Source organism: Rhodoglobus aureus (genome assembly GCF_039527955.1).
Classification (GTDB): Bacteria; Actinomycetota; Actinomycetes; order Actinomycetales; family Microbacteriaceae; genus Rhodoglobus; species Rhodoglobus aureus.
In genome coordinates this window covers 1-25,950 of the sequence record NZ_BAAAKW010000030.1, presented here as the reverse complement: position 1 = coordinate 25,950, position 25,950 = coordinate 1, and the positions used below count along the sequence as shown (strand labels likewise).

The 25,950-nt window shown below is 58.4% G+C and carries 24 protein-coding genes, 3 tRNA genes and 1 pseudogene; 2 read left to right on the top strand and 26 right to left on the bottom strand.

The window, feature by feature from the left end:
* Window positions 1–39: 39 nt before the first annotated feature.
* Complete coding sequence (locus tag ABD112_RS08385) at window positions 40–612, top strand: hypothetical protein (RefSeq protein WP_343924927.1); 573 nt, start codon at window positions 40–42, stop codon at window positions 610–612.
* On the opposite strand, the pseudogene ABD112_RS08380 reads toward ABD112_RS08385, so the two are convergent.
* The 23 genes and pseudogenes from ABD112_RS08380 to ABD112_RS08270 all read right to left on the bottom strand — a co-directional run bounded on the left by ABD112_RS08380 (window position 609) and on the right by ABD112_RS08270 (window position 24,433).
* Window positions 609–2,797, bottom strand: a pseudogene (locus tag ABD112_RS08380) (RelA/SpoT family protein). The gene ABD112_RS08385 and the pseudogene ABD112_RS08380 sit on opposite strands and share 4 nt — an antisense overlap.
* Window positions 2,798–2,909: 112 nt before the next feature.
* Window positions 2,910–3,926, bottom strand: a complete 1,017-nt coding sequence (gene secF / locus ABD112_RS08375; RefSeq protein ID WP_343924926.1) for a protein translocase subunit SecF — start codon at window positions 3,924–3,926, stop codon at window positions 2,910–2,912.
* On the bottom strand, window positions 3,926–5,671 hold the full coding sequence (gene secD / locus ABD112_RS08370; RefSeq protein ID WP_343924924.1) for a protein translocase subunit SecD: 1,746 nt from the start codon (window positions 5,669–5,671) through the stop codon (window positions 3,926–3,928). The genes secF and secD overlap by 1 nt, the downstream gene beginning before the upstream one ends.
* A gap of 91 nt (window positions 5,672–5,762) precedes the next feature.
* A complete protein-coding gene (locus ABD112_RS08365) occupies window positions 5,763–6,218 on the bottom strand; it encodes a preprotein translocase subunit YajC (protein ID WP_343924922.1) in 456 nt (151 codons plus the stop codon).
* 64 nt (window positions 6,219–6,282) lie between these two features.
* The gene (ruvB, locus tag ABD112_RS08360; RefSeq protein WP_343925155.1) at window positions 6,283–7,314 is read right to left on the bottom strand and encodes a Holliday junction branch migration DNA helicase RuvB; all 1,032 of its coding nucleotides are present in this window, start codon (window positions 7,312–7,314) and stop codon (window positions 6,283–6,285) included.
* Window positions 7,314–7,931 (bottom strand): Holliday junction branch migration protein RuvA, encoded by a 618-nt coding sequence (ruvA, locus tag ABD112_RS08355; RefSeq protein ID WP_343924920.1) that lies wholly within the window; start codon window positions 7,929–7,931, stop codon window positions 7,314–7,316. Before ruvA ends, ruvB begins: the two co-directional genes overlap by 1 nt.
* Window positions 7,928–8,539 carry a crossover junction endodeoxyribonuclease RuvC gene (gene ruvC / locus ABD112_RS08350; protein WP_343924918.1) on the bottom strand — a complete coding sequence of 204 codons (612 nt, stop codon included), beginning with the start codon at window positions 8,537–8,539 and terminating at the stop codon, window positions 7,928–7,930. Before ruvC ends, ruvA begins: the two co-directional genes overlap by 4 nt.
* 3 nt (window positions 8,540–8,542) lie before the next feature.
* Window positions 8,543–9,301 carry a YebC/PmpR family DNA-binding transcriptional regulator gene (locus ABD112_RS08345; RefSeq protein WP_343924916.1) on the bottom strand — a complete coding sequence of 253 codons (759 nt, stop codon included), beginning with the start codon at window positions 9,299–9,301 and terminating at the stop codon, window positions 8,543–8,545.
* A gap of 51 nt (window positions 9,302–9,352) precedes the next feature.
* Window positions 9,353–9,967 carry a hypothetical protein gene (locus tag ABD112_RS08340; RefSeq protein WP_343924914.1) on the bottom strand — a complete coding sequence of 205 codons (615 nt, stop codon included), beginning with the start codon at window positions 9,965–9,967 and terminating at the stop codon, window positions 9,353–9,355.
* Between the two features lie 18 nt (window positions 9,968–9,985).
* A complete protein-coding gene (gene pdxT / locus ABD112_RS08335; RefSeq protein ID WP_343924912.1) occupies window positions 9,986–10,597 on the bottom strand; it encodes a pyridoxal 5'-phosphate synthase glutaminase subunit PdxT in 612 nt (203 codons plus the stop codon).
* On the bottom strand, window positions 10,587–11,489 hold the full coding sequence (pdxS, locus tag ABD112_RS08330) for a pyridoxal 5'-phosphate synthase lyase subunit PdxS (protein ID WP_343924910.1): 903 nt from the start codon (window positions 11,487–11,489) through the stop codon (window positions 10,587–10,589). Before pdxS ends, pdxT begins: the two co-directional genes overlap by 11 nt.
* A gap of 53 nt (window positions 11,490–11,542) precedes the next feature.
* The gene (locus tag ABD112_RS08325; RefSeq protein WP_343924908.1) at window positions 11,543–12,106 is read right to left on the bottom strand and encodes an HIT family protein; all 564 of its coding nucleotides are present in this window, start codon (window positions 12,104–12,106) and stop codon (window positions 11,543–11,545) included.
* 3 nt (window positions 12,107–12,109) lie between these two features.
* Window positions 12,110–14,023, bottom strand: a complete 1,914-nt coding sequence (gene thrS / locus ABD112_RS08320) for a threonine--tRNA ligase (protein WP_343925153.1) — start codon at window positions 14,021–14,023, stop codon at window positions 12,110–12,112.
* Window positions 14,024–14,160: 137 nt separating this feature from the next.
* Entirely contained in the window at window positions 14,161–15,648 is a 1,488-nt protein-coding gene (locus ABD112_RS08315; protein WP_343924906.1) for an NAD-dependent succinate-semialdehyde dehydrogenase, read from the bottom strand.
* Window positions 15,645–16,838, bottom strand: coding sequence for an iron-containing alcohol dehydrogenase family protein (locus ABD112_RS08310; RefSeq protein WP_343924904.1), 1,194 nt, complete (start codon window positions 16,836–16,838; stop codon window positions 15,645–15,647). Before ABD112_RS08310 ends, ABD112_RS08315 begins: the two co-directional genes overlap by 4 nt.
* Window positions 16,835–17,788: an NAD(P)-dependent oxidoreductase gene (locus tag ABD112_RS08305; protein ID WP_343924902.1), complete on the bottom strand. Its 954-nt coding sequence runs from the start codon at window positions 17,786–17,788 to the stop codon at window positions 16,835–16,837. The genes ABD112_RS08310 and ABD112_RS08305 overlap by 4 nt, the downstream gene beginning before the upstream one ends.
* On the bottom strand, window positions 17,785–19,293 hold the full coding sequence (locus ABD112_RS08300) for an aldehyde dehydrogenase (RefSeq protein WP_343924900.1): 1,509 nt from the start codon (window positions 19,291–19,293) through the stop codon (window positions 17,785–17,787). Before ABD112_RS08300 ends, ABD112_RS08305 begins: the two co-directional genes overlap by 4 nt.
* Before the next feature lie 31 nt (window positions 19,294–19,324).
* Window positions 19,325–20,431, bottom strand: coding sequence for a mandelate racemase/muconate lactonizing enzyme family protein (locus tag ABD112_RS08295; RefSeq protein ID WP_343924898.1), 1,107 nt, complete (start codon window positions 20,429–20,431; stop codon window positions 19,325–19,327).
* 3 nt (window positions 20,432–20,434) lie between these two features.
* On the bottom strand, window positions 20,435–20,944 hold the full coding sequence (fae, locus tag ABD112_RS08290; protein ID WP_343924896.1) for a formaldehyde-activating enzyme: 510 nt from the start codon (window positions 20,942–20,944) through the stop codon (window positions 20,435–20,437).
* Window positions 20,944–21,876 carry a glycine betaine ABC transporter substrate-binding protein gene (locus ABD112_RS08285; protein WP_343924894.1) on the bottom strand — a complete coding sequence of 311 codons (933 nt, stop codon included), beginning with the start codon at window positions 21,874–21,876 and terminating at the stop codon, window positions 20,944–20,946. Before ABD112_RS08285 ends, fae begins: the two co-directional genes overlap by 1 nt.
* Before the next feature lie 67 nt (window positions 21,877–21,943).
* The gene (locus ABD112_RS08280; protein ID WP_343924892.1) at window positions 21,944–22,735 is read right to left on the bottom strand and encodes an ABC transporter permease; all 792 of its coding nucleotides are present in this window, start codon (window positions 22,733–22,735) and stop codon (window positions 21,944–21,946) included.
* Window positions 22,732–23,775 carry an ABC transporter ATP-binding protein gene (locus ABD112_RS08275; RefSeq protein WP_343924890.1) on the bottom strand — a complete coding sequence of 348 codons (1,044 nt, stop codon included), beginning with the start codon at window positions 23,773–23,775 and terminating at the stop codon, window positions 22,732–22,734. Before ABD112_RS08275 ends, ABD112_RS08280 begins: the two co-directional genes overlap by 4 nt.
* Complete coding sequence (locus ABD112_RS08270) at window positions 23,768–24,433, bottom strand: ABC transporter permease (protein WP_343924888.1); 666 nt, start codon at window positions 24,431–24,433, stop codon at window positions 23,768–23,770. The genes ABD112_RS08275 and ABD112_RS08270 overlap by 8 nt, the downstream gene beginning before the upstream one ends.
* Before the next feature lie 130 nt (window positions 24,434–24,563).
* On the opposite strand from ABD112_RS08270, the gene ABD112_RS08265 reads away from it, so the two are divergent.
* Entirely contained in the window at window positions 24,564–25,415 is an 852-nt protein-coding gene (locus ABD112_RS08265; RefSeq protein WP_343924886.1) for an IclR family transcriptional regulator, read from the top strand.
* A gap of 70 nt (window positions 25,416–25,485) precedes the next feature.
* Here the strand turns inward: ABD112_RS08265 and ABD112_RS08260 are convergent.
* The 3 genes from ABD112_RS08260 to ABD112_RS08250 form a co-directional block, all read right to left on the bottom strand.
* Window positions 25,486–25,557, bottom strand: a tRNA-Val gene (locus ABD112_RS08260).
* A 31-nt stretch (window positions 25,558–25,588) separates the two neighbouring features.
* Window positions 25,589–25,659, bottom strand: a tRNA-Cys gene (locus tag ABD112_RS08255).
* 40 nt (window positions 25,660–25,699) lie between these two features.
* Window positions 25,700–25,771 (bottom strand) — tRNA-Gly (locus ABD112_RS08250).
* Between the last annotated feature and the right edge of the window lie 179 nt (window positions 25,772–25,950).

The following is a 25,950-nucleotide window of genomic DNA, read 5'->3' as shown; positions in this document are numbered from 1 at the left end:
GGCAAACTATTGGCGCGAGTACGGCTGCACGATAGGAGAATGACCCCGCGACTTCCTTCTGTGCTCAGTGCACTCGATCTCCCCCTTGTTGAACTCCAATGTGCCGCCCTCGACGGCGAGCTCTATGCCCTCGATCAGTGCTTCTGTCCCATCGACGAGTTCGAAACTATCCACTTGCGTGCGCGAGCACTCGGAGTCGGGCTCGATCCACGCGTCATCGCCGAGCAGTTGAGCGCAGCTTGGGTGTGGGGTGCGCTGATCGCTCCCCCACGCCGGCATCAGTTGTGCGTTGCAATCGGGGCGCGCACCCGACCGCACCCGAGTCTTAATGCGACTCTGCGCGAGGTAGTGATCTCCGCAGAAGAAATTGACACCGTAGCCGGTGTGAGCGTGACTTCGAGACTCCGCACCGTCATCGACCTTTTGAGATTCAGCGAACAATTCGGCGACCGTGAGATCTCCGCCATTGCCACGCTGATGGCAGACGGCAAGTTAGACCATGCAGCGTGTTCGGACTCGCTGTCAGCACGACGCAACCTACCGAAGAAACGAATCGCTCTTGAGCGGCTTGCGCTGGCCTGTGCGAGCCAAACGCAGGCTACAGCAAGCTAGCCGCTATTGACACGGTAGACGTCGTAGACCGCGTCAACGCGACGAACAGCGTTGAGTACGCGGTCGAGGTGGGTTGTGTCGCCCATCTCAAACACGAACTTGCTGATTGCGAGACGGTCAGTAGAAGTGTTGACGGTCGCGGAAAGAATANTGCTTCAACCTGAATCTGTACAAGGAAGAGACTCTTGGAGGTGGGGGCCCATTCGACTTCGATCATGCGCTCGGGCTCGTCGAGCAGCGACTGCACGTTCTTACAATCCGCACGGTGAACCGAGACACCTGCACCGCGGGTGACAAAGCCAACGACGTCGTCGCCAGGTACCGGAGTGCAGCAGCGTGCCAACTTCACCAAAATATCTGGCGCACCGCGAACAAGGATTCCAGAGTCTGAGTGCTTGTACGGGCGCAGTTTTCCCTGCGCAGGGAAGGTGAGTTCGCCTTCATCCTCTTCCGTGCCTGAACTCAGCGACGCGACGAGCTTCTCGATCACAGATTGCGTTGAGACATGCCCCTCGCCGACCGCTGCATACAAAGCCGAAACATCGTCGTAGCGCATTGTCGATGCGAGGTCAGCAAACGACTCGTGATTCATGAGCTTCTGCAACGGCATGTTCTGCTTGCGCATAGCGCGAGCAATCGCATCCTTGCCCTGCTCAATAGCTTCGTCGCGACGTTCCTTGGTAAACCACGCACGAATCTTGTTGCGCGCCCGCGTGCTCTTTACAAAGCTAAGCCAGTCTTGGCTCGGAGCGGCATCCGGACTCTTAGAGGTGAATACCTCGACGGAATCGCCACTGGTCAGTTCTGATTCTAAGGGAACAAGACGCCCGTTGACCTTGGCACCCATTGTTCGATGCCCGATTTCGGTGTGCACCGCATACGCAAAGTCGACCGGAGTTGCGCCGGCCGGAAGTCCAACGACTTTCCCCTGAGGTGTGAAAACGTAAACTTCCTTTGCGCCGATCTCAAATCGCAGAGATTCAAGGAACTCGCTGGGGTCTGAGGTCTCAGCTTGCCAATCGGTGATGTGGGCGAGCCATGCCATATCGCTGTCAACTGGGCCAGACTCGACAATCCTGCCAGCACTGCGATCCTTGTACTTCCAGTGCGCTGCTACACCGAACTCGGCGCGGTGATGCATCTCGCTCGTTCGAATTTGAATCTCGACGGCACGCCCGTGTGGGCCTATGACTGTCGTATGAAGTGACTGGTAGAGGTTGAACTTGGGAGTCGCGATGTAGTCCTTGAAGCGACCAGGAATCGGATTCCACCGTGCGTGAATAGATCCGAGCACTGCGTAGCAGTCGCGAACAGAGTTGACCTGAACGCGGATGCCGACCAGATCATAGATCTCGTCAAATTCGCGGCCACGAACGATCATCTTCTGGTAGATCGAGTAGTACTGCTTGGGGCGACCAGCGACGGTTCCCTTGATTCGAGAGGTCTTGAGGTCGTCATTGACCGAAGCAATGACTTCCTTGACGAACTCATCACGCATTGGAGAGCGCTTGGTGACAAGACTCTCGATCTCGACATAAATCTTGGGATGCAGGACAGCGAACGACAGGTCTTCAAGCTCAATCTTGATCGCTTGGATGCCCAAGCGATGAGCCAGCGGAGCATAGATTTCGAGAGTTTCTTGTGCCTTGCGGGACGCGGACTCGCGCGGAACAAAGCCCCAGGTTCGTGCGTTGTGGAGGCGGTCGGCAAGCTTGATCACAAGAACTCGAATGTCTTTCGACATTGCAACGATCATCTTGCGCACCGTTTCGGCCTGTGCGCTGTCGCCGTACTTGACCTTATCGAGCTTCGTTACTCCATCGACAAGCATGGCGATCTCGTCACCAAACTCAACCCGCAATTCATCAAGCGAATATGCAGTGTCTTCCACTGTGTCGTGCAGGAGAGCGGCTGCGATGGTCTTCTCGCCGATGCCTAGCTCTGCAAGTATCTGTGCCACCGCAACGGGGTGCGTGATGTAGGGCTCACCGCTCTTGCGCTTCTGCCCGTCGTGCGCTCGGAATGCGGCGGCGTACGCGCGCTCAATGAGCGCAAGGTTGGCCTTAGGGTGATGGGTCTTTACTGTGCGCAGCAGATTCTCAACGGCGCCCGCAGGTTGAGCGCGAGAGAAAATTCTCGGCAGTAGCGCGCGGAACGAGGCAGCTGACTGTGGTGATTCGCTCATCCCGCTTCCTCCTAGAACAATTCTAGAACGCGGAAGGGCGCAAGGATGCCGTCGGCGTTACAGAGGCGCCTCTTAGCCCGCGAACGTTCGAATCCACGCCCGCACATGCTGACTACTTGCGTTCCTTCGCTTCGGCGCGCGATGCAGTCAACCGCTTCGTGCGACTGAGAATATCCGGCTCGTTCTCGCGGAACTGCGCATAGAGCGGTGCAGCGATGAAGATTGTGGAATAGGTACCAACCACAATTCCGATAAACAGTGCAAGTGCGATATCGCGCAACGTTCCCGCACCGAGCACATACGCTCCGATGAACAGAATGGCACCGACGGGTAGCGCTGCTACGACTCCAGTGTTGATTGAGCGGACGAGGGTCTGGTTGACCGCCAGGTTGACCGACTCGGCAAACGTTCGGCGAGATTCGGAACCATCTTCAGACGTGTTCTCACGAATCTTGTCGAACACCACCACGGTGTCGTAGAGCGAGAAGCCGAGAATCGTCAAGAACCCGATTACGGCGGATGGTGTGATCTCGAATCCAAAAATTCCGTAGACACCGGCTGTAATCACAATGTCGTGAAGAAGGGCAATCATGGCAGCGATGGACATCTTCCACGTGCGGAAGTAGATCGCCATCATGATCGCGGCAAGGGCGATGAAGACGAGCAAGGCGCGCAGCGCGGAGCTCGTGATGTCCGCGCCCCATGACGGGCCGACGAACGACGCGGCTACTTGGTCGTTGTCGACGTTGAACGCACCGGCAAGGGCATCGCGTACCGCGTTTGACTCATCGGATTCCAGTTGCTCTGTCTGGATTCGCAACGAATCAGTGCCGACGACAGTGATTTTAGGATCCGAATCAACAACAACGCTGGTAACCGTGTCGGTTGCGAGATTCTGAGCCTCGGCGTTCGTGTCTGGATCGGCCAACGCTGCGACCGAATCGATCTGGAATTGTGAACCGCCAGTGAACTCGATACCGAAAACATACCCACCACGAAGCGCAGGAACAGTGATCGATATCGCGATCAATACTGCCGCGAGGATATACCACAATTTGCGGCGGCCGATGAAGTTGACCGATAATTCACCGGTGTAGAGGTCGTTGCCGAATTTCGAGAAGCTAGCCATCAGGATTCCTTTCCATCTGAGCTGGAATCTTTGGCGGTTCCCGCCAACTCAGCAGCTTTTCGTTCAGCAATAGTTTGACGACGCACAGCCTCGCGGCTCGCGCCCGCTGTGGCCTTTGTGGCAACCGGTGTGCGGAACTGTGCACGGCCCCGGTAGACAGCGCCAAGAGCTCGTGGATCAAGACCACTAATCGGGTGTCCGCTCGCAAAGAATTTCGTGGTTGCGAGCAACTGCAGCATTGGGTGAGTGAAGAGAACGACAACGAGCACGTCGATCACGGTAGTGAGGCCCAGCGTCAGCGCGAAGCCTCGTACGTTGCCAACGGCGAGTACGAACAGCACTACGGCGGAAAGCAGGTTGACGGCCTTCGCGGCGAAGATCGTACGCAGTGCACGCTTCCAACCAGCTTCGACAGCTCCTGTCAGTGAACGACCATCACGAAGTTCGTCTCGAATGCGCTCGAAGTAGACGATAAACGAATCGGCTGTGAAACCAATGGCCACGATTAGTCCAGCAACACCAGCCAATGACAGCCGGTAGCCGTGACGCCACGAAAGATACGCAATTACGAGGTACGTGAGTACACCAGCAACAACAAGCGACGCAACCGTAACCAAACCAAGCAGGCGGTATTGGAAGAGCGAGTAGATGACAACTAAGAGCAGTCCGATCAAACCGGCGATCAAACCGGAGTTGAGTTGGGTCGTTCCCAAGGTTGCCGAGATGGTCTGATTGCTCTGCACTTCGAATCCGATGGGCAGCGCGCCAAACTTCAACTGATCGGCAAGAACTTTAGCGCTGTCCTGATCGAACGAACCGGAAATCTGCGGATTACCGCCCGTAATGATTCCCTGAGTTGTGGGTGCCGAAATAACTCGACCATCGAGCACGATTCCGAATCGGTTGCGCGGGTCAGTCTGATCGAAGCCGAAGAGGCGAGTCGTCATTGCTGCGACGTCTTTGGTGCCCTCGCCGTTGAACGTGGGAAACACGCCCCACTGCCCGGTGCTGACGCCCTGCGAGCTCGAAATCAAGCCACTGCTCGCGTCGGTAATCGTGCTGCCTTCAACCTCAACCGGGCCAAGAATGTATTTGAACGCGTCATCCGCGTCACACGTGATGAGCGGCTCAGCTGCCGGAGCAACGCTGAAAGCGTCGAGCGCCGCACAATCGAAGTTGCTGTACTCGTCGAACAGCGCTTCGGTAATCCAGTTGAGATCGCTGGCATCAGTAGGCGTTGCTGTTGGAGTAGTAGCCAGTGTTGGCTCCGGGGTAGCTGTTGCCGATTCGCCGTCTGGCGTTTCAGCTGAATCAGTGGGCTCTGGAGTTGCCTCGGCCGTAGCAGTCGAGACAACCTCGGTGTACAACACCGGGCGGAACTCGAGCTTCGCCGACGACTGGATGCGATTAAGCGTCTCTTCATCAGGAACACCAGGAATCGACACCACAACGTTGCTTGCGCCCTGAGTAGTCACTTCCGCTTCGGCCACACCACTGGCGTCAACTCGATCGCGAATGATCGACACCGCCTGAGCTAGCTGCTCACCAGTAACTGTCTGGCCGCTCTCAAGTTGAGGCGCGAGAACAATTTGCGTTCCTCCCTCAAGGTCAAGAGCTAGCTTCGGAGCCCAGGAGGCCGAACCGAAAATGGAGCCAGCACCGATCAATACGGAGAGCCCCACCGTGAGTGCCGTGAGCCAGACGATGGCTCGCCACGCGTTTTTCACAGGGGTAGTTCTTGCCACCTAATTGACTCAGCTTTCTTAACAGAGCAGTGCAGAAGCGCACGCCATTGGACAACCGCCCTCGGGAAGGACGACTCTCAACACTAGTGGGTTACTCGGACGCCTTTTTCGACTCGGCCGAGTTGGGAGCTTCGGAATCAGAGAGCTCGCCGTACTCAGGCTTCGGTGCAGCCTGTGAGGTCTCTTCTCCTGCTTCTCCTGATTCACGTTCAGCAGCTTCGCGGTTAGCGATCTCCATGGCTTCTTCAACTGAACGAGGTGCACCCTCTGCGCCCTCTTCAGCGACTTCGTCAACGACGACCTTGGCGAGTGTCTGGCTGTGAACCTTGACGATGACACCCTTGCTGATCTCGATCTCGGCCGAGTTGGCAACGGTGTCGTTGGTGATGAGCGTTCCGAAGAGCCCAAAGTTGGTCATAACCTCAACCCCGGGAAGCATCTGGTCGCGCAGCTCTGCCATCTGAGCTTTGCGCTTGCGGCTGTTGCGGAACATGAAGAAGATGAGCACGCCAAGAATGGCGAGCATCGCAATAGAAAGAGGATCCATGAGGTACCTTTCGGTGGTCTGTGGGCCTGGCGCTCAAGCTGAGGCGCGTGCTAAGCCAGTAAAACTATAGTTCATCACTGAATAGAGTCGAATTCCGGTCGGCTACTCCAAAGTGCTCCCAAGCGGCTCGAGTAGCGACTCTTCCTCGCGGCGTGCGTGATAGCAGGCCAATACGAACGAGAAACGGCTCGACAACCGACTCGACAGTCTCAGCTTCTTCGCCAACGGAAACTGCGAGAGTGCTGAGCCCCACTGGTCCACCGTCGAAACGAGTGAGTACGGTCTGCATTACTGCGCGGTCAAGGCGGTCGAGACCCCGCTCATCGACGTCATAGAGCTCAAGGGCAGCACGAACGGCATCCCGAGACGCAGGGATGTCGTTGACCAGTGCGAAGTCGCGCACGCGCCGCAGCAGCCGGTTTGCGATTCGAGGCGTGCCCCGACATCGACCGGCAATCTCGGCGATTGCGTCTCGCCCGATCTCTAAATCGAGCATTACGGCTGCACGAACGAGCACCTGCTCGAGCTCGGGCTCGTCATAAAACTCAAGGTGAGCCGTAAAGCCGAAGCGATCGCGAAGCGGATTGGGAAGCAGACCAGACCGCGTAGTGGCGCCGACCAGCGTGAACGGGGCAATATCGAGCGGAATGGATGTCGCCCCAGCGCCCTTTCCAACCATGATGTCGATACGGAAGTCTTCCATCGCGAGGTAGAGCATCTCTTCGGCGGAGCGTGCCATCCGGTGGATCTCGTCGATAAAGAGAACTTCTCCGGGCAGCAACGACGACAACACCGCTGCGAGGTCGCCAGCGTGCTGGATTGCCGGGCCGCTCGACATCCGCAACGGACGATTGCTCTCATGCGCGACAATCATCGCCAAGGTGGTCTTGCCAAGCCCCGGCGGACCCGCGAGCAGGATGTGATCCGCAGTGCGGTTCTGCATGGCGGCGGCGCGCAGGAGCAGTTGTAGCTGCCCACGTACTTTTTGTTGCCCAACGAATTCGTCGAGAGACTTCGGTCGCAGAGCACCCTCAAAGGCGAGTTCTGCGTCTGGCTGAACGGCGGGGTTGGCCACGACGTCTTCGTTTTCAGGCATCACGAACCACCGCTCACCGGCTGAGAACCAACGAGCAACAACGCGCGTCTCAGGATGGCTTGCGTATTGCCCTTCTCTGCGTCGCTAGCCTCACGGAAGGCCGCCTCTGCAGCCGGTCGAGCGAGCTTCTCCGACCATCCAAGCCCCTGCAGCGCCAGTGAAACACTTTCGGACACTGGCGTGGAGACAACGGGTTGAGCGCCACGCTGGGGAGCAGTAACGAATAGTTTGCCTGCCAGATTGAGAACGATGAGCTTTGCGGTTTTGGGACCGATGCCCGATACCTTGCGAAAGGCGGAGTCGTTCTCTTCAGTGACGGCGCGAGCGATGTCGTCAGGCGTGAGTGCTGCAAGAACACCCATAGCGCTCTTGGGGCCGACTCCAGTAACCCCTCGCAAGAGGTTGAACGCACCGAGTTCATCCGAAGTGCGAAAGCCAAAGAGCGCGAGGTCATCTTCGCGAACGATAAGAGCAGTGTTCAATTGCGTCTCATCACCAACACGAACCGAAAGGGCGTGCTCGGGGGTAACGCTCACAGAGAGGCCGACTCCCCCGACCTCGACAACAATCGAGGTTCCGACCGCGGCGAGAACGGTGCCGCGAAGGGAAGAAATCATGACTCCAGCCTACGAGCACCCGCCGACTTCTCGGCTGACCGCCACGCCTCCTGAGCTGGTGTCAACGATGATGCACCGGATGCTGTTCCACCGGGAACTCCGGCAGCAGCAGGCGCTGCAACGAAACCCGGCGCGTTGTTCCATGCGCCGCAGATCGCTAGAGCACACGCATCAGCAGCATCCGCCGGCTTAGGTGCCTCAGCGAGGCCCAAAACGCGCGCCACCATAGTGCCAACTTGCTTCTTCTCGGCGCCACCGTATCCGGTGATCGCGAGCTTCACTTCGGTGGGCGTGTGGAGAGTGACCGCGATCCCGTGACTGGCAGCGATATACATCGCGACACCGCTCGCTTGAGCGGTGCCCATCACTGTGCTGACGTTGTTTTGAGCGAAGACACGCTCGAGCGCTAACTGTTGAGGCTCAAACTCAGCGATCACTGCATCGATTCCGTCGCCGATCGCTCGAAGTCGTTGCTCCAGCGGCATATCGGGCGGCGTGCGCACAACACCAACGTGCACCAAAGTCGCGCGTCGATTCGCCGCAACATCTACGACCCCGATACCGCACCGCGTAAGCCCGGGATCAATCCCGATTACGCGCAACACCATTGACTAGTCCTCGTCGAGTTCGGCCTGCACCTCAGGCGTGATGTCAAAGTTCGAGTAGATGTTCTGCACATCGTCGGACTCTTCGAGAGCGTCGATAAGTCTGAAAACCTTGCGGGCAGTGTCAGCATCGACTTCAACCTTGAGGTTCGGTACGAACTCAGCTTCTGACGAGTCGTAGTCAATCCCAGCCTCCTGCAGCGCGTCACGCGACTGAACGAGGTGAGCCGTATCGGTAATTACTTCGAAGCCCTCGCCGTGGTTCTTGACCTCCTCAGCGCCTGCATCTAAGACGGCCATAAGGATGTCGTCTTCAGAGACGCCCTCGGTTTTCGTGATCGAGATGACGCCCTTGCGCTCAAAGTTGTAGGCAACGCTGCCTGGATCAGCAAGCGAACCGCCATTGCGACTCATAATGGTGCGAACATCCGCTGCAGCACGGTTCTTATTGTCGGTGAGGCACTCGACCAGGAGCGCGACACCATTAGGGCCGTAGCCTTCGTACATGATGTTGAGATATTCGATAGCGTCACCAAGCTGGCCAGAGCCACGCTTGACTGCGCGATCGATGTTGTCGTTGGGTACCGACGTCTTCTTCGCCTTTTGAATAGCGTCGACAAGAGTCGGGTTGCCCGAGAGATCAGCTCCACCGATCTTGGCGGCGACCTCGATATTCTTGATCAGTTTCGCGAATGACTTCGCGCGGCGAGAATCAGTTATCGCCTTCTTGTGCTTGGTAGTTGCCCATTTAGAATGCCCTGACATGCACACCATTCTAACGGGCCGGTTGGCTATCCGCCTCCGCGAATCCCCGTGCTACTGCTCCACGAGCGCGCTGCGCACGCCGAGTGAGCGTAATTGGAGTTGAGCTAGCCGCGCAACAGTCGCAGGATCGCCTGCTCTCCACAGCGAAGCAGCGTCTGGCGCAATCTCGGCAAGTTCCGCCAGTTTGTGGGTCGACAATGCACGCAGAGCGAGCAGATCGGCGCCACCAGGCGAACTCAGGAGCTTCTTCGCTTCGGTCGCCCGACGCGCAAATCGTACACGGGGCAGCAGCCACAACAGAAGGATTAATGCGACGGGCACTACCGCGATGATCACGCCGACGGCGGTTGCGGTGGCAAGAACCGTATCTTGTTGACTTTGCCCGGCGTTTTCCAAAGCCGCGCCTGCATCACTCGCTCCATCAAAGGGAACTCGGATGCCTGATCCGATAAGCGGAACCGACCCGAGGGTGTCGCCCAGTTCGACCATCGTCGATTTGAATCCGGCGCCCGCTTCCTGCATCTGAAGGCCGAGCTGCTGGAAGGCGGCAATCAGTTGATAGACCCACACACCAAGCGCGATCCAGATGGCGATGAATACTAGGGCGATGATGTCGCTGCTCAGTTGGCGGGCCCGACGAGGAGCGTGGTCTGCATACAGTTGCATCCACCCATGATGCAGGAACTAGTTGCTGCTGCGCACCCGCGCTACGAAGTATTCGTGAAAGCGGGTGTCGCCGGTGATCTCGGGATGAAACGACGTGCCCATGAGTCTGCCCTGCTCGACGGCAACTACGCGGCCGTCGTCAAGAGTTGCAAGAGCGCGAACTTGGGGGCCCATGGACTCCACTACAGGCGCTCGAATGAACACCGCGTTCACCGGCTCATCTCCCAATTCGGGCACGCTGAGGCTCGTTTCAAAGGACTCAGTTTGTGAGCCAAAAGCATTACGTCGCACAACGACGTCGAGACCGCCAAAGGACTGTTGGCCTTCGATCGCATCGAGTATCGTGTCTGCGAGCATGATCAGCCCGGCACAAGTGCCGTACACGGGCAGTCCGGCGGCGATAGCGGATCTGATGGGCTCCGCAAGCCCATAAAGGCGAGATAATTTGTCGATCACACTGGATTCACCACCGGGAATGATGAGGCCCGCAATGTGCTCCAACTGTTGAGGCGTCTTGACCGCTACTGCGGTCTCGCCCAACTGCTGGAGCACATTAAGGTGCTCACGAAAATCGCCCTGGAGGGCAAGAACTCCAATGGGGAGTTGATCGACTGGTGAACTACCAGCCACGCTCTGAGAGACGGTGAGGAGCGGCAAGGTCAGAGACGTTGATGCCGACCATGGCCTCACCAAGTCCACGCGAGGCTGCTGCGATAACGCTGGGGTCATCGAAGAAGGTTGTTGCCTTCACAATTGCCGCTGCGCGCTGAGCCGGGTTTCCCGACTTGAAGATTCCCGAACCAACGAAGACTCCATCTGCGCCCAGCTGCATCATGAGTGCGGCGTCAGCGGGAGTCGCAACTCCACCAGCTGTGAAAAGCACAACCGGAAGCTTGCCCGTCTCCGCAATCTCCCGGACAAGTTCGTAGGGGGCCTGAAGTTCTTTTGCCGCAACGTAGAGCTCGTCAACGGTCTTCGAACGAAGTTCGTTGATCTGGCCCTTGATGGTGCGGATGTGCTTGGTCGCCTCTGAAACATCACCGGTGCCGGCTTCGCCCTTCGAGCGGATCATCGCAGCACCCTCGCTGATGCGACGAAGCGCCTCGCCGAGGTTCGTTGCACCACAGACGAACGGAACATCAAAGTTCCACTTGTCGATGTGGTTCACGTAGTCGGCCGGACTCAGAACTTCGGACTCGTCGATGTAGTCGACCTTGAGCGCCTGAAGAACCTGCGCCTCAACGAAGTGACCGATCCGGGCCTTTGCCATCACGGGAATCGAAACAGCGTCGATGATTCCGTCAATCAGGTCGGGGTCACTCATGCGAGCAACTCCACCCTGCGAGCGGATGTCGGCAGGAACGCGCTCAAGAGCCATGACGGCAACTGCGCCAGCGTCCTCCGCGATCTTCGCTTGTTCTGCGTTGACGACGTCCATAATGACGCCGCCCTTGAGCATTTCAGCGAGTCCGCGCTTAACGCGGCTCGTGCCCGATTGGTTTGATGAAGTGTTGTCGCTCATAGTGAACCAATTTTACCGCTGCGTCAGCGACTCAGGGCGTAGCCAATTCAGATTCAGTGGTTCGTCGGCCAAGCGTAGGCGAGCTCATCGCGCACTTCGCCCAACAGTCGTGGAATCGCTTTCGTGCCGGCGACAATAGGAAAGAAATTTGAGTCGGTAGCCCAGCGGGGCACAACATGTTGGTGCAAATGGTCTGCAATACCCGCGCCAGCCAGCGCACCCTGATTCATGCCGATGTTGAAGCCGTGAGACTTCGAGGTCACCCGCAGGACGCGCATTGCCGTCTGGGTCAGGGACGCAATCTCAGCAACCTCCTCATCCATTGCCTCGTCATAAAGCGCGACATGGCGATAGGGGCACACGAGAAGGTGACCACTGTTATAGGGGAAAAGGTTCAGCAGCACATACGCATGAGTACCGCGCGCGACGATCAGAGCCTTTTCGTCATCCAGGCTCGGCGCGACGCAGAATGGACAGTCGTCTTTGTCTGGCTGCGTCTGATCTTGAATGTATGCAATGCGGTGTGGCGTCCAGAGCCGTTGAAACGCATCAGGTACCGCGGCGAAGTCGTTGCTCGACTCCCCTGCTGGCAACTCTGCACCGTCATAGTCGCGCACGAACTAGACCTGCGCTCGAGTTGCGATCGCGTCAGTAATGCGTGCGACAGCATCCGCGATCGGGATACCGTTTTCTTGGCTGCCATCGCGGAACCGGAAGCTCACCGAGCCCGCGGCTTGGTCCTGTTCACCGGCAATGAGCTGAAACGGGATCTTCGACTTCGTGTGCGTGCGAATCTTCTTCTGCATACGCTCACTCGAGGCATCAAGCTCAGCACGAACACCAAGAGACTTCAACTGGTCGATGACTCCGCCCAAGTACTCCTCGTACGCTTCAGCAACGGGGATGCCGACAACTTGTACTGGCGAAAGCCAGACCGGGAACGCACCGGCATAGTGCTCGGTGAGCACGCCGAAGAAGCGCTCAATTGATCCGAAGAGTGCGCGGTGAATCATTACTGGGCGCTGGCGGGAGCCATCCGCTGCGGTGTATTCCAGATCGAAGCGCTCAGGAAGGTTGAAGTCGAGCTGCACGGTCGACATCTGCCACGTGCGGCCGATAGCGTCGCGTGCCTGAACCGAAATCTTGGGGCCGTAGAACGCGGCTCCACCCGGGTCGGGAACAAGCTCGAGGCCGGACTCAGCCGCAACTTCAGCGAGGGTCTGAGTTGCTTCGTCCCAGGTGTCGTCGTCGCCGACGTACTTTTCAGGATCTTTGGTCGACAGCTCAAGGTAAAAGTCAGTAAGGCCATAGTCCCGCAGCAACGAGAGCACGAAGTTGAGAGTGTTGGTGAGCTCCTGCTTCATCCCCTCCTTTGTGGTGAAAATGTGGGCGTCATCCATCGTGAGACCACGAACACGAGTAAGGCCGTGAATCACGCCAGACTTCTCGTTGCGGTAAACGGTGCCGAATTCGAAGAGACGCATCGGCAGATCACGGTAGGAGCGACCGCTCGAACGATAGATCAGGATGTGCATCGGGCAATTCATGGGCTTCAGGTAGTAGTCGGCACCCTGGCGAGTGATCTCTCCTTCCTCGTTGCGCGCCTCATCGAGGTGCATAGGAGGGAACATACCGTCCTTGTACCAACCAAGATGTCCAGAAGTTTCGAACAGCGCCTCTTTGGTGATGTGAGGAGTGTTGACGAAGGAGTATCCCTCTTGCGCGTGACGCTTGCGCGAGTAGTCCTCCATCTCATGACGGATGATGCCGCCCTTCGGGTGGAATACCGCCAGGCCAGAACCGATCTCGTCGGGGAAGGAGAAGAGGTCAAGCTCAGCACCAAGCTTGCGGTGGTCGCGCTTGAGTGCCTCTTCCTGGCGCGCCTGGTACTCACGCAGTTCGTCTTTGGTAGGCCATGCCGTGCCATAGACCCGTTGAAGCTGCTTATTCTTCTCCGAACCACGCCAGTAGGCGGCTGCGGTGCGAGTCAGCGACCAACCATTGCCGATCATGCGAGTGTTGGGCAGGTGCGGCCCGCGGCACAGATCTTTCCAGTACACCTCGCCGGTTTTGCCGTCGATGTTGTCGTAAATGGTGAGCTCGGCGCCGCCGACCTCAACAGACTCGTTGTCGCCGTCGGCATCGCCCTCTCCGACGGAGCCCTTGATGCCGATCAATTCGAGCTTGTACGGCTCGTTGGCGAGCTCTTCGCGAGCTTCAGCCTCCGTTACGACGCGGCGCTGAAATCGCTGCCCCTGACGAATAATGCGATCCATCGTTTTAGTGATGGCCTTGAGGTCCTCAGGAGTGAACGGCTCCTCGACATCGAAGTCGTAGTAGAAGCCGTCAGTGACGGGAGGGCCAATGCCCAGTTTCGCCTCAGGGTTAATGGTCTGAATTGCCTGCGCAGCAACGTGCGCAGCCGAGTGACGAAGGATGTTGAGCCCATCAGGCGAGGCGATAGTGACTGCCTCGACCTCATCCGTGTCTGTGACTGTCGTGGCGAGGTCTTTCAACTCACCGTTGACGCGCATGGCGACGACGTTGCGGTCGGTGTACAGGTCAAATCCAGTCTTACTCACACCACAACTTTAGCGGCGTTCACGCCAAGAAAGCGCCACTAAGAAACCGCGCGGCCGACGACTCGAAACGTCGACCGCGCAGGCTTTGATTAGACCGCGTCAGCGAACGGGTCTGCGATACCGACGTAGCGCGTTTCAAGATACTCATCGATGCCTTCGAATCCGCCCTCGCGCCCGAGACCGGACTGCTTAACTCCACCGAACGGAGCAGCGGGGTTCGAAACCATCCCCGTGTTCAGCCCGAACATCCCCACCTCCAACTCTTCTGCAAGTCGCAGTCCCCGGTTAAGGTCACGCGTGAATGCATAGGCAACTAGGCCGTACTCGGTCGCATTAGCCAGTTGGATCGCCTCTTGTTCGGTGGCAAACGTGGTGATTGGAGCAACCGGTCCAAAGATCTCTTCGGACAGGATGCGTGCACCCACCGGAACGTTTGTCAGCACTGTTGGCGCATAGAAGTAGCCGGGCCCATCGATCGCGTGCCCACCCACGACAGCCGTAGCCCCCTCAGACAGCGCCGACTCGACAAGCTCATGAACCTTGCTACGGGTGTCCTCGTCGACGAGCGGACCCACCTTGGAGCTTGACTCGGTGCCACGCGCAACCGTCATGCCGCCCACTCGCGCAGCAAATTTCTCGGAGAACTCGACTGCGATTGATTCGTGAACGAGGAAACGGTTGGCTGCGGTACACGCCTCTCCCCCGTTGCGCAGCTTCGCCACGAGTGCACCATCCACCGCGCGATCGAGGTCTGCATCCTCGAATACGAGGAACGGCGCGTTTCCACCGAGCTCCATCGAGACCCTTAGAACTTGGGCGGCCGCGTCAGAAATCAAGCGACGCCCGACCTCGGTAGACCCCGTGAACGACAACTTGCGCAGCCTCGAATCCCTAATGAGCGGCCCAGTGACCGCTCCAGCTTTGCGCGTTGGGATGACGTTCAGTACTCCGGCGGGAAGGCCAGCCTCCTGCATGACCTGAGCAAAGAGCAGCGCGGTGAGCGGCGTCAGTGTCGCAGGCTTCAGCACCATCGTGCATCCGGCGGCAATTGCTGGCGCGATTTTGCGTGTCGCCATCGCGAGTGGGAAGTTCCACGGCGTGATGAACAAGCATGGCCCAACTGGCCGCTTCATGACGATCAGACGACTCACGCCATCCGGCGCTTGGGCATAGCGACCAGAGATACGCGCGGTCTCCTCAGAAAACCAGCGCAAGAACTCGGCACCATAAGCGACTTCGCCGCGCGCCTCAGCGAGAGGCTTCCCCATTTCAAGCGTCATCAGCAGTGCAAAGTCGTCTGCGCGTGCGGTCACCGCCTCGAAGCCGCGGCGCAGGATTTCGGCGCGCACTCGCGGCGCCGTCTTTGCCCACCCGCGCTGCGCCGCGTCTGCGGCGGCGAGGGCAGCTTGACCGTCCTCAGGCGTAGCGCTGGCAATAGACAGAAGCACTTCGCCAGTTGACGGGTCCGTGACATCCAACATTCCACCGTCGCTCGCAGCCCGCCATTCGCCGTTGATCAGCAAACCGGTGGGGACAAGGGCGAGCAGTTCGCGTTCGCGTTCGGCAGTGATATTCATAGAGACTCCTTGAGTACAGACATAACTTCTTTGAACGTGGGCACCGCGGGATTGTTGGCCGTGACGGGGTCAGCAAGAGTGTCGCGAGCGAGCGACTCGAGGGCGGCCTCGGTCACGCCAAATTGGCTAAGCGATCCGCCAAGCCCGACCTCGAGCGCGAGAGCGCAAATACGCTCCACTGCAGCATCAGCGTTGGCCACCACAGTTGCTACGGTGTCGCCGACGCCAAGCGCGAACGCCACTCGCGCAAGACGATCTTCACGATGCGGCCGGTTGATGCGAAGCACCCCGCGCATGACAAGCGCGAGCGCGAAACCGTGCGGAATGTTGAACTGACCGCCGAGAGGATGCGCGACACCGTGGACCAGGCCAAGACCGGTGTGTGAGAAGCCAACGCCCACAATGTGACTGGCAAACAGCAACTCGCTGCGCGCCTCAAGATCGCTTCCGTCCGTAACAGCACGCGGAAGATAGGTTGCGACCGTTGAAATGGTCTGCAACGCAATACCGTCGGAGTACGGGTTGGCGCGAATGGATAGGTATGACTCGAGCGCATGAGTCAAAGCGTCGAAACCTGTCGCCGCTGTCGCAAATGCTGGCAATCCCACAGTCAGTTCAGGATCCAGAATCGCCGCCTTCGCCAGCGCAGAGTCGTGACCTACATAGAACTTGCGGTGACCGACTACATCAGTGATTACGCCGAATGCATTTACTTCGGCGCCCGTGCCAGCTGTTGTCGGCACGGCCACGATCGGCAGCGCCTCTCGAGCGAACACCGTCGAGTAGTCGAGCTTCATGCCTCGTTCAGGGTTGACCGCGCCAAGAGAGATACCCTTCGCTGCGTCGAGTGACGAGCCGCCACCCACTGAAACGATCGCCTCGGCACCGACGGACGCGGCGAGATCGCTTCCGTCATCGAGGTTGGTCGTAGTCGGATTCGGTGTGACATCGCCGTACACGGTGACGGTGAGACCGGCTGTCTCAAGCGAGGCGCGAACAGCAGCAACAATCGGTGATGCCGCTAAGAACGGGTCAGTAACGATGAGGGCAGACTTCGCACCCAGTGACGCAACAATCGCTCCTACTTCCGCAACTCGACCGCGACCGAAGTAACTAACCGGCTTCGGGTCAAGAGTGATCGAAAGCTCTGCCATCGGAGTCGGCAACGGGGCTAGCATCGCCCCACTCATGCGGCTGCCTCCAGCTGGGGCTCCCGGCGAAGTGAAATTCCGACGAGATCTTCGTAGAGCTTCACTGGGGACATCTCGCCTGCGAGGTCACCGTACTGTGCTTTCGCACGACGGAAAATCTGTTCAACGACGGCTGAAAGCTCGATCGGGACACCAACAGAACGTGCCAAGTCTATCGACAAGCCCAAGTCTTTGCAGGCTAGCGCGATCGCGAAACCTTCATCGTAGTCGCCGTAGTCGAGAATCGAGAGCACATCGTTCTGCACGAAATTGCTGTTGGCAGGACTCGCGATGAGCGACGCGCGCAGCACTTCGAGGTCAACACCGGCTTTGACTCCGACGGCGAGAACTTCGGCCGTGGCAACGAGGTGCGAGAACCAGAGCTGGTTGATCATCAACTTCACTGCATACCCAGCGCCAGCAGGTCCGACATGCAGGATTCGCTCGGGGTCTCCCATGGCCTCAAATACCGGTCGGAGTCGAGCCACATCGTCAGCGTCTCCCCCAACAAAGATTTGCAACATTCCGCTGGACGCTCCGACAGACATTCCGCTCACAGGAGCATCCAGAATGTGGAAATTGCGGTCCTCGTGTCGAGCACGAACGCCCTGAGCAACTTCCGGGATCGAAGTTGACATGTCGATCCAAGTGCCGCCATCTGCCATCCCTGCGAGCAGACCTTCTGGCCCGTTAACAACAATGTCAACGTGTCGAGGCGTAGGAAGCATAGTGATGACGAGGTCGCTCGATGCTGCAACCTCTGCGGGAGTGTTCGCCCAAACGGCACCGCCAGCAATCAGCTGAGCAGCTGCTTCCTGACGGATATCGTTGACGACCAAAGGGTAACCAGCGGCTTGAAGGTTTCGGGTCATTCCCGATCCCATGTTTCCGAGTCCGATGAATCCGACTGTTGGCAAAGTCGAGTGCATGGTGATGTCGCTTCCTCTCATGATTGTGCCTCGAACGAGTCGTCGCCGAGATTGATCCAGGTGGTTTTTAGTGCTGTGTAGGAATCAAGAGCATGCAGAGAGCGATCGCGACCAGACCCTGAATTCTTGAAACCGCCAAAAGGTGTGATGACATCCGCAGCGTCATAAGTGTTGATCCACACCGTGCCCGCGCGCAGCCGTTGCGCGGCACGGTGAGCGACAGTAATGTCACTCGTCCAGATGCTCGCAGCCAGGCCATACGCGGAGTCGTTTGCAACGCGCACAGCTTCAGCTGCGCCGTTGACGGTAGTGACGGCTAGCGCCGGTCCGAAAATTTCTTCTTGACCGATCCGGCCGGCGTTATCGACCCCATCGAACACAGTCGGCTCCACGTAGAATCCGCCATTGACGCCCGCAGGGTGCTGACGTTGACCGCCGTGTACGATCGCGCCCTCGCTGCGGGCCACATCGACATAGCCGAGCACTCGATCGAGTTGCACCGAACTGGCAATCGCACCAATCTGCGTCGACTCGTCCAGCGGGTCGCCCAGGGTCAAACTTGACCCCACCGCGAGCACTCGTTCAAGTAGTTCGTCGTGTGCCTTCTCGTCAACGATCAAGCGGCTTCCACCGTGACAGGTCTGGCCAGCGTTGTAGAAGATTCCCCAGGCGATAGCCGATGCTGCAGCCTCAAGGTTGTCGGCATCTGCGAGCACGATCTGCGGCGACTTTCCGCCAAGCTCGAGTGCGACCTGCTTGCCGTTCGACTCCCCTGCGTACCGCATGAACGCGCGGCCAACAGCGGGCGAGCCGGTGAAAGTCAGTTTGTCGACAAGCGGATGCATTCCCAATGCCTGGCCAGCGACAGCACCGAGGCCTGGTACGACGTTGAAAACTCCGTCAGGAATTCCGGCTTCGCTCGCGAGTTCTGCCAACTTGAGCGCTGACAGGCTCGTCAATTCAGCGGGTTTGAGTACGATCGAGTTTCCGGTAGCCAGTGCCGGGGCAACCTTCCACGAGGTGATGATGAGTGGATAGTTCCATGGAACCACGGCACCGATGACGCCCAGGGGCTCACGAGTGACCAGTGCTAGGGCATCCTGTGGCGTAGGCGCAACCTCGTCGTAGACCTTGTCGATAGCCTCCGCGTACCAACGGAACACACGCGCCGCTGTGGGCACATCAACATTGCGCGCGTCCGAGATGGGATGACCAGAGTCGATTGACTCAAGCAGCGCAAGCTCGTCGAGGTTCTCGAGCATGAGCTCAGAGAGTCGCATAAGCACGCGGGCCCGGTGGCGTCGGTCGGCACGCGACCATGAGCCTGCCTCGAAGGCGCGTGAGGCCGCCTGTACAGCCGCATCAACATCCGCGTCACCGGCGGCGCTGATCGACGAGATCAGCGCACCGTCCCGCGGTGCAATGCTCTCGAAGCTGGAGCCATCGAGCGCAGGACGAAAAGATCCGTCGATGAAGAGCTGCGTTTGCGGCTTGAGCGCCGCTGCGGCGCTGATCCAGTTATTCATGTCGCGTGCATCCATTCTTGTGGTGAGGTAACTAATCAACCGTAAAACGAGCCACAGCGTCCCAGTCGATCTCTACGCCTAGTCCTGGGCGCTGAGGAACGATGAGATCACCATTGCTGTCGATTTCGAGCGGCCTCATAAAGAAGTCTCGTCGTTCGGGTGTCCACCCTGGTGGGTCGTAGGGGAACTCAAGGTATGGCCCGGCGTCGACGCCCGCAGCAACATGAAGGTTGGCTAGCAAGCCGAGTCCGTTACTCCAAGTGTGGGGCGTGAAGAGACGATGTCGGAGGTTTGCAGACTCAGCAACTTGTCGCGCCCGATACATTCCGACCGCGAGGGCGACATCAGGCTGGTAAATGTCGAATGCATCCGCCTCGATCAGGGCCATCATCTCGGGCGCACTTCGCACCATCTCGCCGCCAGATATCTGGATCCCTGTCATCTGGCGCACTCGCTTCGCACCTGCAACGTCAACCTGTGGCAGCGGCTCTTCAAGCCACAGCACTCCGAGGTCGTGCAGTTCTGCCGCAAGACGTTGCACCTTCGCCAGCGGCAGCGCAGCAGCGATGTCCCCCGACATGCGCCACATCTGGTTGAGGTCAACCATAAGGTCGAAGTCGTTACCGACCGCTTCGCGGGCAGCGCGCACCGAAGCAATACCCTCCGCGATTCGATCGCGTGCAATTCGGATCTTCATCGCCTTAAAGCCACGCTCTTTGGCCGCGACCGCTGATTCCGCTCGTGCCTCGGGAGCCTTCAACTCTCCGCTTGAGGCATATGCCGGAAGTCGGTCGTGCGCGCCGCCGAACAGAACGCTCACCGGAAGTCCGGCGACCTGCCCGATGATGTCCCACAGCGCAGCTTCGAGTGGCCAGTAACGACCGCCGTGGAAGTTGATGGTCTCGATGCGACGCACCTGATTGAGAATCTGCAGTGGGTCAGTCCCGATGAAAAGGTGCTCGTAGGCCGCGAAACCGTCCATGGTGTCGCCCGAGCCGTATCCAGTGAGGCCCTCATCGGTCTCGACCGTGACAAGGGTGGCGGTGAACTCGGTGCGCGGGTTGGAATCCCACGCCGCATTGAACGGCGGATCAAGCGGCAGCAGTAGCCGCGTGAGGGAGATGGAAGTGATCTTCATCTGTCAAACCTTCGGAGTGTAAAAGGGGTTTGTCGGTGTGTGACGAGCATCAATTACCGCTTCCACCGTCGGAAGCGAATCCCGGCCATTGGAGAGAGCAGTTCGCACTGACTCACGGTTGTTGAGGTATACGGTGTCTGCATCATCCGCACCAGGGTTCACCCAGACTGCGGCAATGACCACGTGAGTATCTGCCTGCTCCACAGTGATGACTCCATCGGCGAGAGCATCCGCAACTCCTGCGGCAATTCCCGCCTGAGCTGGGCCCCAGATGTTGAGCCCGTGTGCATCCGAAGCCGGCGCGGCTTTGGTAACGAAGAGGGTGAGCGGCTTCACCGGCAACGATGGCCGCAGTACGGCCATAAATGGCACGTGTCCTGCGCTGGGTGTGGCGAGAGCTGTCGCCCACGCCACACCCGTTGGTCCATCGCGGTGGCCGAACACTGTGTTGACATGCGCTGCATTGACACCTTCACCAATGAAGCTTTCGCCAATCTGAACGGCCTGTGACATTAGATGAGGCCCTGTTCCGTGAGCCAGTCGGTAGCTACGTCTTCGGGGTCTTCACCCTCAACGTCGACGAGTGCGTTCAGCTTTTGCATCTGCTCGGTGGTGAGCAGCGGCGAGATGAGGTCGATGATCTCCGCAATCTCAGGGTACTCGTCGAGGGTTGCCTGGCTCAGCGTAAATGCTCCCTGGTACGCGGGGAAGAACTGCGCATCGTCTTCCATTACTACGAGGTCGAGCGCAGGGATTCGGCCGTCAGTTTGGAAGACTTCGCCGAAGTTGCAGTCGTCACCCTTCTGAGTCGCCGTGTAAATGACGCCGGTGTCGAGCAGCGCAACGTTGGAGTCGGGGATGTCGAGTCCGTATGCAGCCTTGAGTCCGGGCCAGCCGTCGTCACGAGTGGAGAATTCGCTCTCGATACAGAACGTCTGCTCTGACATCGGTAGGGCTGCAATATCACTGAGGGTCTTCACCCCGAGTTCTTTTGCCTTCTCTGCACGAATCGCAAAGGCATATGTGTTGTTGAGTGGTGCAGGGTTCAACCATGCGATGCCGTTTGCTGCGTCAGCGTCTTTCGTTGCTTCGAACTGAGCTTCGGTCCCTTGAACCGGGCCTGTGTTTCCGTTGTAGGTGATCCACGACGTGCCGGTGTACTCCCAGTAGCCGATGAACTCATCGTTCTCGAGGGCTTGGCGCACATTAGCCGAGCCAACGAGCTTGGTGTTTGCCTCGGTATCTGCGCCGTGGGCGTTGAGAAGCTGGCTGGTGATGTGGGCGAGGATGAACTGCTCCGAGAAGTCCTTCGCACCGATATCACCGGTGAGGCCTTCGAGTTCAGTTCCTTGGCTACCGGAGACGGTGTCAGCGGAGGAGCACGCCGTGAGGGCGAGCATTCCGGCCGCGGCAACGGCGACGATGGGCAGAATTCTCTTGTTCATTGTTTCTCCAGATGGGGTTAGTGAATTGGTGTAGCTGTTTGGTGAAGCTGAATTGCTGTGGTGGGTATTAGACGCCGCGAGGCGTGAGGAAGTCTTCGGCTAGGCTTGCGACCCAGTCGATGAGAAGCGCAATACACGCAACGAGCACCGCTCCGACTGCGAGCACCGGATAGCGCTGCAGTTTGAGACCGTTGACGATCATGTCGCCGAGTCCGCCGGCGTTGATGAAGGTGGCGATTGTCGCAACGCCGACTGCGAACACGAGTGCAGTGCGAAGGCCAGCAAGGATCACTGGCACCGCAAGCGGAAGCTCGATGCGAAAGAGAACTTGGAGCGGTGTCATTCCCATTCCCCGTGCTGACTCCCGAACGCTGGCATCGACCTGCTGGATACCGATCATCGTGTTGCGAAGTACTGGCAAGAAGGCGTAGATCACGAGTGCCGTAAGCGCGGTTGTGAATCCGGTCTGCCAAATGATGGCGAGAAGAATGACGACACCAACTGCTGGTGTCGCCTGACCGATATTGGCCAGGGTGAGCACGACGCCCTTCAACACCTTCGACTTTGTCTTTGCTAACAGCGTGCCTATCGGAATAGCGAGCACTGCAACGAGAGCTGAAGCGGACACGGCCAAAAGGAGGTGCTCTTTTACTCGCAATACGATGTAGGGCCAATTCAGTGTGCGCGCTTCAATGGAGTCGAGTTGCAGGGACGAAACCCACGCAAGCAAACCACCAAGAACAACAACAACAATCAGCGGTGTCACGAAACGCTTCCACGTCCAGAAGCGATCGCGAATCGAGCTCACGTCGGTGGCGGAGACAGTTGCTAAAACCTGGGTCTCAGTGATGATTGTCATGACGTGCTCGCAGCGGCTGCTGTAGTTCCGGGCGCCTCTGCACCCAGCGCCGCAGAGATGCTCGCAACTGTGAGCGAGCCGACTGCACTTCCGTCGCGAGATACCACGTTGATGAGTGGAGCGCCGGTCACAATTAGCAGGTCGAGCGCATCACGGAGATTGTCGGATGCGTCGATCGACGGCGTGCTGCTTGCTGAGGATGCCAGACCTAGGTGTGCCTCGGTGACGGGTACGAGCACCAGACGTTTAAGGGCCGCACCGCTACCGATAAAGGAAGAGACATAGTCATTGGCCGGTGTCGCAAGAATTTTCGCCGGGGTATCAAACTGTTCAATCTGACTGCGTTCACTCAGCACGGCGATTCGGTCGCCAAGCAGAACCGCTTCGTCAAAGGCGTGGGTAACGAAAATGATCGTCTTGCCTATGGATGCCTGCAGACGCAGGAACTCTGCCTGGAGCTTTTCGCGCGTGATCGGGTCGGTTGCACCGAATGGTTCATCCATCAGCATCACTGGAGGGTCGGCAGCTAGTGCACGGGCCACACCTACGCGTTGCTGTTGACCACCAGAGAGTTGCTTGGGGTACCGCCCTGCAAACTCTCGAGGATCGAGCTGCACCGTCTCGAGCAATTCGTCGACACGGTCAGCAGTCTTCTTTTTGGTCCAGCCCAAGAGCTTAGGAACGACGCCAATGTTTTCCGCGATCGTCATATGCGGAAAGAGACCAATCTGCTGAATTACGTAACCGATGTGGCGACGAAGCTCATTCGGGTCGAGCGAGAGCACATCTCGCCCGTCTATCGAGATTGATCCCGAGGTTGGTTCGATGATCCGGTTGATCATTTTCATCGTCGTGGTCTTGCCGCAACCGCTGGGTCCGACGAACATGATGAGCTCCCCCGGGGCGACATCCATCGAGAAGTGTTCGACTGCGGGTGTGGCCTGCCCCGGATAAGTCTTGACAACGTTGTCAAGCGAAATGGAAACGCCTGCGGTGTTGTCCGCAATCGCGATTACACCGGTGGAAGTTGATTCAGGCACGGAGACCCCTCGAGGTTGTGTAGCGAGTGATGAGGACAAATAGCGCGTCAACGACGAGCGCTAGAACGATCACGCCGAGCGTTCCGGTCAGCGCGAGGTTGAGTGCGTTCTTGGACCCCAGCGATGAGAGTCCTTGGAAGATGTACTGTCCGAGGCCGGGGCCAGCAACGTAGGCGGCAATTGCGGCGATTCCGATTGTCAGCTGAGCAGCGACACGAACACCGGTAAGGATGATTGGCCAGGCAATCGGCAGTTGAACTGAAACCAGAATTCGAAAGTTGCTCATGCCAACTCCGCGTGCTGATTCCATAATCTCGGGTGCCACGTCACGAAGCCCAACGACCGTGTTGCGCACGATGGGGAGCAGCGAATAAAAGACAAGAGACAGAACCGTCGGCGTCCACCCGAGACCAAAGATTGGGGTAATGAGGGCAAGAAGTGCAAGGGACGGGATCGTCAGTGCAACGCCGGCGGAAGCAATAGCCACTGAGCGGGGCACTGGTCGATTCCAGACGAGGACACCGATCATAATTCCGATGACGGTCGCGATGAGTAGCGAAATCGCTACAACCGACATGTGCTCGAGTACAAGCTCGAGAATGTCATCCCATCGTCGGCCCCAGAACGTAAAAAGTCCGGCAAGGTCGAAGGGCGTCATGTCTACGTGGTCCTCTCATCGTTGAGATTGCGCTGTTCCCGGCGAGTGCCGTTGGACAGACTGTAGGGGGTAGTTGTGAACTCGCGCAACTGTAGTTGTTGAAATGTCAACCATAGTTTACGGTGATCTCATGAGCGACATAACTTCACCACCGAAACGCCGCAATTCCGCTGGACTGCGACGGGATCTCGAACTGCTCGAAGCGCTCGGCACACAAGAAGCAATCTCCTCGCAGGGCCTTGGCGTAGTGCGCCTCGCCGAGATCTCGAATCGCGACAAAGGGCAGGTTTCGCGCACGCTGTCGACGCTCGCGGATGCCGGTCTAGTTGCGCGGGATCCGGTATCGCTCGCCTACCGCCTTGGGCATCAGCTCTACGCTCTGGCTGCACGAACCGCAGAAGCACAGCTCGTGCACGTTGCCATGCCGTTCCTGCGCAGAGTTGTTTCGGCGACGCATGAGACCACTCACCTCTGTGTGCTTCGAGGTGACAGCGTACTGACGCTCACGAGCGAACTGAGTGAGCACGCATTTCGCGGCCTCGGTTGGGAGGGCGTGAGCACGTCAATCTGGCGCACGTCTGCCGGACGCGTGCTGGTGAGCACCTGGAGTGATGAGGAACTCTCCCAGATGTTGGAAGCCAACGGAGGTGACGCGATTGTCTCGTCGCCCGCACCCCAGATCGGAACTGCGACGCGAGGCGACAGCGTGCCGGCATCCAATCTCAAAGTCACCGATGCAGAAAGCCTGATTCGCGAAATTGAGCTGATTCGCTCGCGCGGCTACGCAACCGTCGATGAAGAATTCGAAATCGGTGTGGTTGGAGTATCAGCGCCCGTGTATGACTTTCGGGGAAACCTTGTCGCTGCCCTCAACGTCAGCGCACCGAAGGCTCGGCTCGGCGGTCACCTCGATGAAGCGGGAACTTTCGTGGCCCGGGTGGCGCGAGAATTCTCTGCCGCGCTCGCAAGCCCGAGCAAGTAGAGGATCGGAGGCGGTGAGCTCAATAGCCGCGGGTCAAAAGCAGAAGCCCCGGCTAACCGGGGCTTCATCGTGAGCGATACTGGGATCGAACCAGCGACCTCTTCCGTGTCAGGGAAGCGCGCTACCGCTGCGCCAATCGCTCATGCTATTTAGTTAATAACCACTAATTACCGAGGTGGAGACGGGATTTGAACCCGCGTATACGGCTTTGCAGGCCGCTGCCTCGCCTCTCGGCCACTCCACCGCACATGAGAAGCGCCAGCGAGGCTGACACTTCTCACTCGAGCGGATGACGAGATTCGAACTCGCGACCCTCACCTTGGCAAGGTGATGCGCTACCACTGCGCCACATCCGCATTCACACCCGATTTGGTTACCCGTTTTCGCGTGCTAGATGACTGTATACGAAGTCTGCGCTGAGAGCCAATTCCCCGGGTTCTAGTTCGAAGTGCAACACGGTGTGGTTTGGTTCGATGATAGTTCTTGGAAGACTTCGGCGGGTGTTGCCCAGCCGAGGATTTTGCGTGGCCGGTTG